This window comes from Agromyces salentinus, from assembly GCF_009749395.1.
In the GTDB taxonomy this organism is placed as follows: domain Bacteria; phylum Actinomycetota; class Actinomycetes; order Actinomycetales; family Microbacteriaceae; genus Agromyces; species Agromyces salentinus.
The window spans coordinates 17,258-30,666 of the sequence record NZ_WBIR01000025.1 but is presented as its reverse complement, the minus strand read 5'-3'; the positions used below and the strand labels follow the sequence as shown (position 1 = coordinate 30,666).

General features: G+C 73.2%; 10 protein-coding genes. 5 read left to right on the top strand and 5 right to left on the bottom strand.

Going from position 1 to position 13,409, the window contains the following annotated elements:
- Window positions 1-95: 95 nt before the first annotated feature.
- Window positions 96-3,221: a helix-turn-helix transcriptional regulator gene (locus tag GQQ95_RS17955; RefSeq protein WP_157428981.1), complete on the bottom strand. Its 3,126-nt coding sequence runs from the start codon at window positions 3,219-3,221 to the stop codon at window positions 96-98.
- Between the two features lie 271 nt (window positions 3,222-3,492).
- On the opposite strand from GQQ95_RS17955, the gene GQQ95_RS17950 reads away from it, so the two are divergent.
- A complete protein-coding gene (locus tag GQQ95_RS17950) occupies window positions 3,493-3,960 on the top strand; it encodes a LysM peptidoglycan-binding domain-containing protein (protein ID WP_157428980.1) in 468 nt (155 codons plus the stop codon).
- A gap of 203 nt (window positions 3,961-4,163) precedes the next feature.
- Here GQQ95_RS17950 and GQQ95_RS17945 read toward each other — a convergent pair whose 3' ends face one another.
- Complete coding sequence (locus GQQ95_RS17945) at window positions 4,164-4,871, bottom strand: pyridoxamine 5'-phosphate oxidase family protein (RefSeq protein ID WP_157428979.1); 708 nt, start codon at window positions 4,869-4,871, stop codon at window positions 4,164-4,166.
- A gap of 84 nt (window positions 4,872-4,955) precedes the next feature.
- Here GQQ95_RS17945 and GQQ95_RS17940 point away from each other — a divergent pair, with 84 nt between their 5' ends.
- The 3 genes from GQQ95_RS17940 to GQQ95_RS17930 all read left to right on the top strand — a co-directional run bounded on the left by GQQ95_RS17940 (window position 4,956) and on the right by GQQ95_RS17930 (window position 7,534).
- Window positions 4,956-6,578, top strand: coding sequence for an aminotransferase-like domain-containing protein (locus tag GQQ95_RS17940; protein WP_157428978.1), 1,623 nt, complete (start codon window positions 4,956-4,958; stop codon window positions 6,576-6,578).
- Window positions 6,579-6,703: 125 nt separating this feature from the next.
- A complete protein-coding gene (locus GQQ95_RS17935; RefSeq protein ID WP_157428977.1) occupies window positions 6,704-7,096 on the top strand; it encodes a hypothetical protein in 393 nt (130 codons plus the stop codon).
- 33 nt (window positions 7,097-7,129) lie between these two features.
- Window positions 7,130-7,534 carry a hypothetical protein gene (locus GQQ95_RS17930; RefSeq protein WP_157428976.1) on the top strand — a complete coding sequence of 135 codons (405 nt, stop codon included), beginning with the start codon at window positions 7,130-7,132 and terminating at the stop codon, window positions 7,532-7,534.
- Here the strand turns inward: GQQ95_RS17930 and efeB are convergent.
- The 3 genes from efeB to efeU are packed head-to-tail and all read right to left on the bottom strand — an operon-like array spanning window position 7,531 to window position 11,040.
- Window positions 7,531-8,841, bottom strand: coding sequence for an iron uptake transporter deferrochelatase/peroxidase subunit (gene efeB / locus GQQ95_RS17925; protein ID WP_157428975.1), 1,311 nt, complete (start codon window positions 8,839-8,841; stop codon window positions 7,531-7,533). The two genes, GQQ95_RS17930 and efeB, sit on opposite strands and share 4 nt — an antisense overlap.
- A complete protein-coding gene (efeO, locus tag GQQ95_RS17920) occupies window positions 8,841-10,046 on the bottom strand; it encodes an iron uptake system protein EfeO (protein ID WP_157428974.1) in 1,206 nt (401 codons plus the stop codon). Before efeO ends, efeB begins: the two co-directional genes overlap by 1 nt.
- A gap of 52 nt (window positions 10,047-10,098) precedes the next feature.
- Window positions 10,099-11,040, bottom strand: a complete 942-nt coding sequence (gene efeU, locus GQQ95_RS17915; protein WP_157428973.1) for an iron uptake transporter permease EfeU — start codon at window positions 11,038-11,040, stop codon at window positions 10,099-10,101.
- Window positions 11,041-11,218: 178 nt separating this feature from the next.
- Here efeU and GQQ95_RS17910 point away from each other — a divergent pair, with 178 nt between their 5' ends.
- Window positions 11,219-13,372, top strand: a complete 2,154-nt coding sequence (locus GQQ95_RS17910; protein ID WP_157428972.1) for a S9 family peptidase — start codon at window positions 11,219-11,221, stop codon at window positions 13,370-13,372.
- Window positions 13,373-13,409: the final 37 nt, after the last annotated feature.

The following is a 13,409-nucleotide window of genomic DNA, read 5'->3' as shown; positions in this document are numbered from 1 at the left end:
CGCGTCCGCAGCGAGTTCACAGCACCATCGCGGGTCGGACGCCGCGCGCCGTCCGCTCCCGTGCCGGAGCCGGCACGGCGACCGGGCCGCAGCCGTCAGCGCAGTGCGCCGGCCCGGTACACCGCCTCCGTGCGCGTGGCCGCACCGAGCTTGCGCAGGATCGCGGAGACGTGCACGCTCGCCGTCTTGCCGCTGATGTAGAGGCGCTCGCCGATCTGGCGGTTGCTGAGCCCCTCGGCGATGAGCTCGAGCACCTGCCGCTCGCGCGCGGTGAGCTCGTCGACGGCCGCGGCGACCTCGACCGCCTCCGCGGTGGGCGAATCCGCGATGCCGGTCGGTGCATCGGCCTCGCGAGCACTCGCGGCGATGCGGACGGCGTTGCCGCCGCCGACGCCGTCGATCGGGACGCCCGCGGCGGACGCGACCTGCAGGACGCGCTCGACCACCGCCGTCACGCCGCCGGCGACGGCGTGCCCGTGCGCCTCGTTCAGCGTCACCCGGGCGGCCGCGCGGTCGCCGACGGCGAGCTCGGCCTCGCCCTTTCGGAGCCTCGCGTAGGAACCCACGTACCGCGGGGCGTTGGGCAGTTCCGCGAGCCCGACGGCCTCGGCCCAGGCCGCGACATCCGTGCCGGGCACCCCCTCGGAGGCGGGGGTCGCCGTGGCCTCGCCGGCCGTGGCGAGCTCGGCGTCGAAGAACGCCCGCCAGAGGGGCCCGGTCGGCCAGAACGAGAGCCGGTCGAGCAGGTCGAGCATGCCGGGGAGCGCCGCCTCCACGTCGCCGCGGAGTTCATCGCCCGCGGTGACGGCCGGTCCGCGCACGGCGGCGACGACCCGCGCGCCCACCCAGAGGAAGGGAAGCGCGTAGCCGGGAGGGAGGGCTCGGTCGTCGTCGAGCATCTGGCGTACCTCGTGCCACGCCCCCGGCAGGTCGCCGAGTGCGAGCGCGAGCTCTGCACCGACCCGGCCGACCCCGAGCTTGGTCTGCATCTCGGCGGCCATGACCCGCGCGACGCCAGGGCGCACCGCCCGGTAGAGCTCCGCAGCCCGCTGGACGTCGCCGCGCCAGAGCATCGCCCAGATGCGCGCCCGGTTCAGGTAGACCGTGAACGGCAGCGGGGGGTCGAGGGCGAGCGCGCGCTCGGTCAGCGCCTCGGCCCGCTGCCACTCGCCGAGGGCGAGGAGCGGGTCGACCGCGTTCGAGGCGAGGATCACGCCCGAGCTGCGCTCGACACCGCGCAGTCGGGCCTCGCCGAGTCCCTGCTCGGCGAGGCGCACGGCCTCGTCGAAGTTGCCCACGAGGTACTGCATGTCGGACGCGTTGACCAGGTACCGCAGTTGCGACGCGGGGTCGTCGGCCGCGAGCTCCCCGGCACGCGCGAGCAGGGCCAGGCCGGCTTCGACATCGCCGTTGTTCGCCACGCTGATGCCCTGGATGTTGGTCGCCGTCGAGGCGAACCGGGTGCTGCCGAGCCGTTCGGCCGCGGCGAGCGCCTCTCGGGCGACCGCGGTCGCCTCGTCGAGCCTGGACTCGATCATGAGGCGCCCGGCGAGGGCGATGAGCACGGTGGCCCGCAGCTCCTCCGACCCATCGTCGCCGAGCGCTGCGAGCGCCTGCTCGAGGAAGGGGATGGACCCCTCGCGCCCGACGTTCGCGAGGTAGATGCCCGTGTCCCGCAGGAGCCGGGGGTACTGCGGGTCGTCAGGGGGGCACTCGTCGAGGGCGGCCCTGATGAGCGCGAGTCCGCGTTCGCCCTCTCCGGCGTTGCGGAGGTGGGACGCGGTGCGGCCCATGAGCTCGAGCTTGCTCATGCCGGCGGTCGCCTCGGCGTCGGGCACGACCTGCCAGAGCCCGATCGCCCGCTCGCCCAGCTGGGCGGCGGACGCGTAGGCCGCGGCGGCCCGGGCCTCGGCCATCGCCCTGATCGTCGCGGGGAACGCCCGCGCGGCGTCGTTCGCCCCGAGCCAGTGATAGGAGATCTCGGCGGCAAGGCGCCTCGACCCGCCCGCGGCGGCCTCGTACGCGACGGCGTACCGTGCGTGGAACCTGGCCCGCTCACCAGGCAGCAGGTCGGCCTGGATCGCCTCGCGCACGAGCGCGTGCCGGAAGGCGTAGTCGTCGCCCTCGACGGTGAGCACGCCGCCGAGCACCGCCTCGCGCGCCGCCTCGTCGATGTCGAACCCGGCACCCTCGTGCACCGCCTGGAGCATCGTGTGGGAGACCCGGACGCCGCCGATGGAGAGCAGGCGGAGCAGCCGTTGGGTGGGCTCGCTCAGGCGTTCGTACCTGGCGAGCAGGAGGTCGCGGAGCGTCTCGGGCACCTCCGAGTCGTCACTGCAGCCGTCGATGCCGATGAGCTCCTCGATCAGGAAGGGCACGCCGTCACTGCGCCGCACGACCGCGTCGACGCCGTGCTGGGCGTCGGCCGCCTCCGGCCGGAGCGAGGCGATCATGGCCATCGCGTCAGCGTGGCTCAGCCTGCCGAGCTCATGGCGCTCGACCCAGCGGTCTCGATCGGCCTCGGCGAGGAACGCCCGGACCGGATGGCCGCGAGTCACGTCTTCGCTGCGATAGGTGAGCACGGTGAGCACGCGGCTGGAACCGAGCGCGCGCATGAGGAACCGCAGCAGCGCCAGGCTCGCCGCGTCGATCCAGTGCAGGTCTTCGATCACGAAGACGATGGGCCGTTCGCGCGAGAGCGTCTCGAGCAGCACGGCGATGGCCTCGTGCAACTGGCTGCTCGCCGCGTCGCCGCGCGGGGGCGTGCCGTTGGCGTGGGCTCGGCCCGAGCCGCCGTCGACCTCGGATGCCGCGAGCTCTGGCAGCAGCGCGAGCAGCGCCGCCTGCCCGGGGCCAACCGCCTCGAGCACGCGCTCGGCGCCCTCCTCGGCCACGAGCGCGCGGAGCGCCGCCTTGACGGGTGCGTACGGGGCGGCGACCGTGCCGAGGTCGACGCACTGGCCGACCAGCACCCGCGCCTCACCGCCGATGCGCCGCGCGAACTCGCGCACGAGACGGGTCTTGCCGATGCCGGCCTCGCCCCCGATGATCACGGAGAAGGGCGCGCCGGAGCGCACCTCGTCGAGTCTGGTGATGAGTCCGGCGAGGTCGGCGTCCCGGCCGATCATGGCCGGCGCAGACGTGGTCACAGGTTCATGCTCCCACGTGCCTGCGACATCCGTGACGGCCACGGGACGCCCGCCGAGCGCCGTGTACTGCATGCTGCCTCCGAGGGTGCGTCGAACCGGTCACCGCCGACGGCGAGGCCGGTCGGATGCCCCGAGCCTGCGCCCTGAGGCGGGCACCGGCCATCGGGCGATCGCCGTATTCCGGCCCTCCGGGCAGCAGACCCTTGCGCGGGATGGCGGTTTCCGTGAGGCTGAGTCGAACGGCGGCCTGACGACGGACCGCCGTTCGGCACGTCGACTGGAGGCACGGGTGGGGTCAGGCAGGACAACCGGGCGGCGGCGGCATCCGGCGCTGGATGCGACCGTGATCGCGGTCGCCGGCGGCATCGTCGTGATCGGCACCGGGCTCGCCCTCAGCGGCTGCGTGCCCGCCCCGGCACCGGCGCCCGCCACGGTCACGGTCGCGGTGACCGAGACGTTCACGCCGACGCCCACCCCGACGCCCACGCCCACCCCGGTCGCCGAGCCTCCGGCACCCGAGCCCGAGCCCGAGGCCCCGGCACCGGTGCCGAACGACCCTGCGCCCGTCATCGAGCCCGGGCCGGCCGTCGACCTCGGCGCACGCGACGGCGCCAACGGGACTCCGGTGCTCGACGGGGCCGGGATGCCGATCAACTACGTCGTCGTCTCGGGCGACAGCTTTTTCGACATCGCGCAGCGATTCGACCTGCCCCAGCAGCAGCTGCTGCGCATGAACCCGCAGATCCACGACTTCGGCGAGGCGGTCTACATCGGCGACGAGATCAACCTCGACTGGACGAAGACGGGCTGAGCCGGGCTGGCCCGCGCCGAGCCGCGCGCGGCCGCGCGGTCACCGCAGGAGGGTGGGCACCCGGCGGTAGCCGTCGCTGCGCACGTCGGCGAACGTCGTGACGACCGCGGCGATCGCGGCGACCGCGAGCACGGCCAGGAACACGATGGCGAACATGGCGCACCTCCTCTCCGGGTGTTTGCCGGCGGCACGGGCCGCCGGGCTCATGGCAGTCTGGGCGGCCGATCGGTCGCCGTCCTCAGTGCCGCCACCGAGTCGGGAAGCGGCGCACCCTGAGGTGTGAGTGCCGACGCCTGGGGCTCTCCCCAGGCCCGGCCGAGCGGGACGACCCCCGCCCAGACCGCGTGGTCCTCCCCGTCGTCGGGCTCCTCCGAGGCGCCCGCCGCGCGAGCCTTCATCACGACGTCGTCCAGGCGGAGGCGCAGCACGCGGGTCGCGGCGATCTCCTTGCGTGTCATCGGGCGCACCTCGGCGGGGCGCCCGGGCATGAGCCGTTCCGAGAGCGCGAGCAGCGCGGCATCCGCCTCGGCCGGGTCGACCTCTTCGAGCACGCCGTAGACGACGGCGCTGCGGTAGTTCATCGAGCTGTCGAAGAGCGAACGGGCGAAGACGAGCCCGTCGAGGGCGGTCACGGCGAACGCGACCGTGGCGCCGGCGGCGGCGGCGCGCAGCGCGAACCCGCCCCCGGTCGATCCGTGCACGAGCACGTGGTCGCCGACGCGGGCGTAGCCCATCGGCACGACGATCGGCGCGCCGTCGACGACCGCCGCGAGGTGCCCGACCAGTTCGCCGTCGAGCAGCGCGTCGAGCGCATCGCGATCGACGACCTCTCGCTCGGACAGGCGGCGGATGCGGCGGGCGGGGGCCGAAGCGGCGGAGGTCGGCACGGCGGGTGCCTGGGAGATCGTCATGTGGCGAGTCTCGACCAGTACTGGACTCGCGGGTAGTCCAGTACGTGCAACACTGGGCAGACCAGTTCATCGAATGGGGTTTCCATGGACGGACCGCTGCTGGTCATCGACCGCCTCGACGAGCGACCCGTCGTCGCGCAGATCGTCGACGCCATGCGCGACGCGATCCTCGCGGGAACGCTGCAGCCCGGCGACCGGGTGGCCTCCACGCGCGTGCTCGCCGCGGAGCTCGGCACGGCGCGCAGCTCGGTCGTCAGCGCGTACGAGCAGCTCGCCGGCGAGGGCTACGTCGAACTGCGCCAGGGCGCGCCGACGCTCGTCGCCCAGCTCGGGAGCAGCAGCGCCCGAACCGACGGGCGATCGGATGCCGCGGCCGGGCGCCGGTCCGCGACATCCGCCGTCGGGGGCGAGTCGGTCGATGTCCCCTCCGCCCGACCGGACCACCGCACCGCAACCCCCGATCCCGCACGCGCTGCGCGCTCCGCAGCGGCCGTGGCGTCCGGATCAGCTGGCGCCGCGACGACGACCTCGGCCCCGGCGGCCCCGCGGATCGACCTGCTGCCCGGCCGGCCGTCGACCACCCGGATCGACGAGCGCGCGTGGCGATCGGCCTGGCGGCGGGCGGCGGCGGCCGAGATCCCCAGCGACGACCCCCCGCGCTTCGGTGAGCCGGCGCTGCGGGCCGCGATCGCCGACCACGTGCGGCACGCGCGCGGATTCTCGTGCGAGGCGGAGGACGTCATGGTCACGGCCGGGACGAGCGAGGCGACCGGGCTCATCGGCACGGCGCTCGGCGACGTGCTCGGCACCCCGCCGCTCGTCGCCGTCGAGGATCCCGGCTACCCCAACGCCCGCCGCATGCTCGCCCGCGCGGGCGCCGAGCTCGTGCCGGTCGAGGTCGGCGCGGACGGCCTCCGCGTCGACCTGCTGCGACGGATGCCGCGGCCCGCCGACGCGATCCTCGTCACGCCGAGCCACCAGTATCCGCTCGGCGGCCGGCTGCCGGTGGCGGCCAGGCTCGAACTGCTCGAGCACGCGCGCCGCACGGGCGCCCTCGTCATCGAGGACGACTACGACAGCGAGTTCCGCCACGTCGGCCCGCCGATGCCCACCCTCGCCTCTCTCGACGGCCCCTCGGTCGGAACGGATGCCGCGGGCCGGCCGCCCGCCGCCCGGGCCGGTACGACGCGCGAGAACCGCCGCGTCGTGCTCGTCGGCAGCTTCTCGAAGATCCTGACGCCGTGGCTGCGCCTGGGCTACGCGGTGCTGCCGCGCGACGAGGCGCTCCGGACGGCACTCGCGCGCGTACGGCTCGAGAGCCCCTCGCCGGTGGCCGGGATCGTGCAGCTCGCCGTGGCGCACCTCCTCACCACGGGTGCGCTCCGACGTCACATCGCGGCCACGCGGCGCGACTACGCGCACCGCCGGCAGCTCGTGCTCGATGCGCTCGGCGACCTGCCCGGCACGCAACTGGTCGGCCTCGACGGCGGGCTCCATGCGGTGCTGCGGCTGCCCGGCCACGACCGGGTCGATGCGGTGATCGCCCGGTTGGATGCCGCGGGCATCGCGGTCGCGAGCCTCTCCGACTACTCGGCGATCATGGGCGACGGGCGGCCCGGCATCGTGCTCGGCTATGCGGGGGCAGGCGACCGGCAGCTCGCCGATGCGCTCGGCCGGATCAGGGCCGAGGTGCTCGCCTCCGCCTGACCGCCCGCCCGGTGCGCCCGACGGGTCTCGGATCGCGAGGCAGAGTCGGGACCGACCGGGGCGGGCGTGAGGCGGGTGAAGCGGACGGGCACCTCAGACGCCTCGCCAGCCGATAGCCTCGCCCAATGGATCCCGCAACGGTCACGCTCGAACCATGGAGCCCGTGGCCGCTCATCTTCCCCCTGCTCGTCATGGCCGGAGGGGCGGTGCTCACGTTCCTCGGCCAGCTGCGCTCGCGGCTCTGGATGCGGGACATCGGCACGGTCCTGCTCGTGGGCGGCGGACTCACGACCGTGCTCCTGTTCGCGTTCCTCTCGGGCACGTGGGATCAGACGCAGCGCGCCGACGCGCTCGTGGAACTCGGCTACACGGACCCGACCTTCGGAGGCGGTACCGGCATCGTCGGCGGCCAGCCGGGCGACATCGAGTTCAACGCCGTACTCGACGGCGAGCCGGTCTCGGGAACGCTGCAATGGCAGGGCGGGGACCAGTGGAAGGTCGTCGAGAGCGGCAGCTAGGCCTCGACACGATCGCCCGGCTAGCCTGACCACGTGGACGACGTCGTGATCGAGCTGGCGCCGTGGAACCCCTGGCCGCTCGTGTTCCCGGCGATCGTGCTCGTGGCGGCGGTCGCGGCATCCGTCATCGGAACCCGGCGCCGATCGAAGCCGCTGCGCGAGAGCGGCTACGTGGGAGTCGTCATCGCGCTGCTCGCCGCCGGCATGATGGCCTGGTCGATGTCGGGCATCTGGGACTCGAAGCAGCGCGACGTGGCGTTCGCCGAACTCGGGTTCGACTGGGCGACCTTCAACGCCTCGATGAGCCTCTCGGGCGGCGACGTGCCGCCGATCGCGTTCCAGGGCGAGCGCGACGGCGAGTCTGTCTCCGGTGTCCTCGAGCACCAGGGCGACGACCGCTGGCTCGTCGTCGTCGCGGAGGACCCCGAGGAGGACTAGGCGAAGAGCGCCTGACCCACGTGCTCGCCCGGCCGGATGCCGCCCGGGACCGCGAAGATCGCCGACCCGACGTGCTTGAGGTACTCGTTGAGCCCGTCGGCCGCGAGGCTGCGCTGCACGGTGATGAACTGCTCGGGCGAGCGCTGGAACGAAAGGAAGAACAGGCCGGCGTCGAGGCGCCCGAGTTCGTCGTTGCCGTCGACGAAGTTGTAGCCCCGGCGCAGCATCCGTGCGCCGCCGTTGCCCGTCGGATGCGCGAGCCGCACATGCGAGGCCGGGTCGATGAGCGGCGTGCCAGTCGGGCCCTCGGCCTCGAAGTCGGGCTCCGTGAACTCGGTGCCGCCCGACAGCGGTGCACCGGATCCCTTCGAGCGGCCGACGAGCATCTCCTGCTCCCCCAGCTGCACGCGGTCCCAGTTCTCGATGATCATGCGGATGCGGCGAGCCACGAGGTACGAGCCGCCGGCGAGCCAGGCGGGCTCGTCGGAGGCCGCGACCCACACGTGCTCGGCGACATCCTTCGTCTCCTCGGCCTTGACGTTGGCCGTGCCGTCCTTGAAGCCGAAGAGGTTTCGCGGCGTCTGCTGACTGGTCGAGGTCGACGAGGTACGGCCGAAGCCGAGCTGCGACCAGCGCAGGCTCGCGCGGCCGAACGCGATTCGGCTGAGGTTGCGGATCGCATGCACCGCGACCTGCGGGTCGTCGGCGCAGGCCTGGATGCAGAGGTCGCCGCCACCGCGCTCGGGCTGCAGTGCGTCGCCCTGGAAGCGGGGCAACGCCGTGAGCTCCGCCGGACGACGGGCGGCGATGCCGAAGCGGTCGATGCCGCCGGCCTCGAACAGGGTCGGGCCGAAGCCGAAGGTGATCGTGAGCCCGCTCGCGGGCAGGCCGAGGGCCTCGCCCGTGTCCGCCGGCGGTGCGTAGTCGGAGCCGCCGACCGCGCCGTCCTCGGACACCTCGAGCCCCTGCGCGAGTCGCGCCGCGGCATCCGTCCAGTCCTGGAGCAGGCCGACGAGGCCGTCGCGATCGAGCGTGGTCGAGACGTCGAACGTGGCGAAGTGCAGGCGATCCTGCGCCGGCGTCACGATTCCCGCCTGGTGCGCGCCGTGGAACGGGTAGGCGGCTGCCGCAGCACCGGTCCCGGCGTCCGCCCCAGTCGCCGCGACCGCGACGCCGGCGCCCGCCGCAGCACCCACCGCCGCGCCCGCGGCGCCCGCGCCGAACAGGCCGAGCAGCTGCCGGCGACTCACCCTGTTCGGCGAGGCGTCGTGCGGCCCGGGCTGCCCGGGTGCGGCGGGTTCGGTCATCAGACGCCGAGGATCGTGCTCGTCAGCTGCGAGAGGGGCTCGGCGAGGGCGTTGACCTGGTCGCTCAGCGCCTTCTTGTCGGCGTCGGTGAGCTCGGCGTAGTCCACGAAGCCCTCGTCGAGCGACCCGTAGGCGGCGAGCGCCTCGTTCAGCGACGTGAACTGCGCGTCGATCTCGGCCGCGAGCTCGGTGCCCTCGTCGCCCTTGGACTCGGCCAGCGCGCGCACCGCGCCGAACGCGACGTACGCGCCCTGCACGTTGGCCTGGAAGTCGAAGAGGTCGGTGCCCGACCACCAGTCCTCCTCACCGGTGATCTTGCCGGCGGCGACCTCGTCGAGCAGCGCGATGGCGCCGTTCGAGATGTCGGAGAGGCTGACCGAGAAGTCGTCGGCGGTGACGAGCTCGTGCAGCTGGGTGACGTCCTCGACGAGGCCGTCGGCGTAGGCCCGACGCTCCTCGGGGGTCGACGGCGCCCAGTCGAGGAACGCGTCCTGGCCGTCGGAGTTCAGGTCGCCCTGCGCCGGCGGCCAGAGGTCCTTCTCGATGCGGTGGAAGCCGGTCCAGTCGATGCCGTCGGCCACGGCGTCGACCTCGCGGAAGTCGATCTTGGGGTCGAGGTCGCCGAACGCCTCGGCGGTGGGCTCGATGCGCTCGTAGGGCACCCGGGTCGTCGCGAAGAGCTCGCGGGCGGCGGCGTCGTCCCCGACCGCGTAGGCGGCGGCGAGCTGCTCGACGAGCGGCAGCAGCTCGGAGGCCTGCGAGCGCACGTAGGCGAGGTACTCGGTCACGGCTTGGTCGCTCAGCCGCTGCTCGTCGGCCGAGACCTCCGAGGCCTCTCCGGTGACGGTGAACGCCGCGAGCCCGACGGGCGCGCCCACCTGCTGGAACTTGCACGCCGTGTAGTAGTCGCCCGGCTCGAGCTGGGCGACGAAGTCGACCTTCTGGCCGGGCGTGACGTTCTCCTTCTCGCCCACGATGCGCAGCTGGTCGTCGGCGAGGATCTCGAACTCGTTGACGTCGGTGCCGGTGTTCTCGAGGGCGAACGTCACGGCGCCCGCATTCGCGGTGTCGACGGCCACGGCGCATCCGTCATCGGTGATGGCGACCGAGATGGCGTCGGCCAGGTCGGCCTTCGCGACGCAGCCCGAGAGGGCGAGTGCGAAGACGGTCGCGGCGGCCGATGCCGCGAGGACACGTCGGTTCATTGGTGCTCCTGATCAGGGTGGGGACGAGGGGTGATGCGGATGCCGCGACCGGTCAGGTCGCGTCGACTGCGGCGGGTTCGGTGCGGGCCGTTCCGGGCCCCGGGGCGACGGGCACGGCGGCGGCCGGCGCCCCGGCCGCGGGTGCGGGTGCGACGGCGGCCGCGGGTGGGACGGCGGCCGCGCGCGCCAGGCTGCGCCTCCGGAGCATCAGCAGGTAGAGCGGCACGGTGATCGCGACGTACGCGACCCACGCGAACACCTGCGCCCAGGTGGGCTCGGGCGTGAAGTTGAAGATGCCGGCGAGCACGGTGCCGTACCAGCTGCCCGGCGGCACGATCGCGACGAGGCTGTAGGCCGAGGTGCCCCAGCCCGGGATCACCGAGGCCTCCTGCAGGTCGCCGACGCCGTACGCGAGCACCCCCGCCGCGACGAAGATCAGGAACAGGCCCGTCCACGTGAAGAAGCGGCCGAGGTTGAAGCGCACGAGTCCGCGCGAGATGCCCCACGAGATGACGACCGCCGTGAGGATGCCGAGCACGGCGCCGAGCGTCGCGAACAGCGGGTCGCTGCCGCCCGCCGCGTTCGCCCAGACGAAGAGCGCCGTCTCGATGCCCTCGCGGCCGACCGCGACGGCCCCGAGCACGACGAGGGCGAACCACGAGCGGTCGATCGCGGCGTCCACGCTGCTGCGGAGCTCCTTCGACAGGGCCGCACCGTGGGTGCCCATCCAGAACGTCATCCAGGTGACCATCGCGACCGCGATGATCGAGAGCACGCCGCCGAGGATCTCCTGCGCCTGGAAGGTCATCGCGTACGGTCCCCAGGTGAGCAGGGCGCCGATGCCCAGCGCCACGGCGATCGCGAGGCCGATGCCGATCCACAGGCGGCCGAGCAGGTCGCGGCGACCCAGCTTCGCGAGGTACGCCACCAGGATGCCGACGACCAGGCCCGCCTCGAGGCCTTCGCGAAGCCCGATCAGGTAGGTGGCGAGCACGGATGTCTCCAAAGAAAAGCGGGTGGGATGAGCTAAGGCTAGCCTTACTCCGCGCGAACGCAAGTTCGGAATCCTGACCGTGGTCGTGCCGCTGGCCACGCGCGGGCATGCCACGCGCGGGTGCGCCGACCACCGGCATCCGCTGGGCACGCCCTCGGGATGCGCGTAGCGTGGAGCCGTGCTGACTCCTCCGAACACACCGAAGCGGCCCACCGAACGCACGCACCACGGCGACACCGTCATCGACGACTACGAGTGGCTCCGCGCGAAGGACGACCCAGAGGTCATCGCCCACCTCCATGAGGAGAACGCGTACACGAACGCGCGCACCGAGCACCTCGCCCTCCTCCAGGAGCAGCTCTTCGAGGAGATCAAGGCCCGCACGAAGGAGACCGACCTCTCGGTGCCCACGCGCGAGGGCGACTGGTGGTACTACTCGCGCACCGTCGAGGGCCAGGAGTACGCGGTGCACTGCCGCGCCCCCATCGCCGGGCCCGACGACTGGGAGCCCCCCGTGCTCGAGGCCGACGGCGACGTGGATGCCGCGGGCTCGGCGCTCCCGGGCGAGCAGGTGCTGCTCGACGACAACGTCGAGGCCGAGGGGCACGAGTTCTACTCCCTCGGCAGCTTCGACGTGACCTCCGACGGCACGACGCTCCTCTACGGCACCGACGTCGAGGGCGACGAGCGCTACACGCTGCGCTTCCGGGCGCTCGACGGCTCCGGCCGCGTCATCGACGACGTCATCGAGGGCACGAGCGGCGGCGCGATCTTCGACCCCTCGGGCCGGTACGTCTTCTACGCGACGGTCGACGAGTCCTGGCGCCCCGACACCGTCTGGCGGCACGAGGTCGGCACCGCGGCATCCGCCGACGTGAAGGTCCTCCACGAACCCGACGAGCGCTTCTGGCTCGGCGTCGACCTGACCCGCAGCCGCCGCTACATCCTCATCGAGGCCGGCTCGAACGTCACGAGCGAGACCCGCCTGCTCGACGGCGACGACCCGACCGGCGAGCCGCGCATCGTCTGGCCGCGCAAGGACGGCGTCGAGTACGACGTCGAGCACGTCGTCGCGGGCGGCAAGGATCGCCTCCTCATCGTCCACAACGACGGGGCCGTGAACTTCGAGCTCGTGAGCGTCGCGGCATCCGACCCCCAGGGGCCGCGACGGATGCTGCTGCCGCACAGCGAGCAGGTGCGCATCGAGGGCGTCGACGCGTTCCGCGACTTCGTCGCCCTCGAGTACCGCCGCGAGGGCCTGTCGAGGGTCGCGATCGCGAAGCTCCCGCCGGCCGGCATCCCCGCGGATGCCACGCCCGACGACACCCTCCACGAGCTCGCGTTCGACGAGGAGCTCTTCACCGTGGGCGTGCGCGGCAACCCGTCCTGGGAGCAGCCGATGCTGCGGCTCGGCGTCACGAGCTTCGTGACGCCGTCGACGGTATTCGACCTGGTGGTCGCCACCGGCGAGCGCCGCCTGCGCAAGCGCCAGGCCGTGCTCGGCGACTACGACGCGACGAGGTACGCGCAGCGGCGCGAGTGGGCGACGGCGAAGGACGGCACCCGCATCCCGATCTCGCTCGTCTACCGGCACGACCTCGTCGACCTCGGCGAGCCCGCGCCCACCCTGCTCTACGGGTACGGCTCCTACGAGGCGTCCATGGATCCCGGCTTCGGCATCCCCCGCCTGTCGCTCCTCGACCGCGGCATGGTCTTCGCGATCGCGCACGTGCGCGGCGGCGGCGAGATGGGACGGCTCTGGTACGAGCACGGCAAGAAGCTCGAGAAGCGCAACACCTTCACCGACTTCGTGGCCGCCGCGCGGCACCTCGTCGACCGCGAGATCACCGCTCCCGACCGGCTCGTCGCACAGGGCGGCAGCGCCGGCGGCCTGCTCGTCGGGGCCGTGGCGAACCTCGCGCCGAAGTACTTCTCGGGGATCCTCGCCGAGGTGCCGTTCGTCGACCCGCTCACCTCGATCCTCGACCCGTCGCTGCCCCTCACCGTCATCGAGTGGGACGAGTGGGGCAACCCGCTCGAGGACGAGGAGGTCTACCACTACATGAAGTCGTACTCGCCGCTCGAGAACGTGCACGAGACGCACTACCCGCCGATCCTCGCCGTGACCTCGCTGAACGACACCCGCGTGCTCTACGTCGAGCCGGCGAAGTGGGTCGCGCGCCTCCGCGAGGTCGGCGCCGACCCGCTGCTGAAGATCGAGATGGCGGCCGGGCACGGCGGTGTCTCCGGGCGCTACTCGGCCTGGCGCGAGCGCGCGTTCGCCTACGCGTGGGTCATCGACCGGGCGGGGGCGCACCCGAGCGGCGAGTAGTCGCGCGGCGCCGCCGCCGCACCCGAGAACTGCCGCG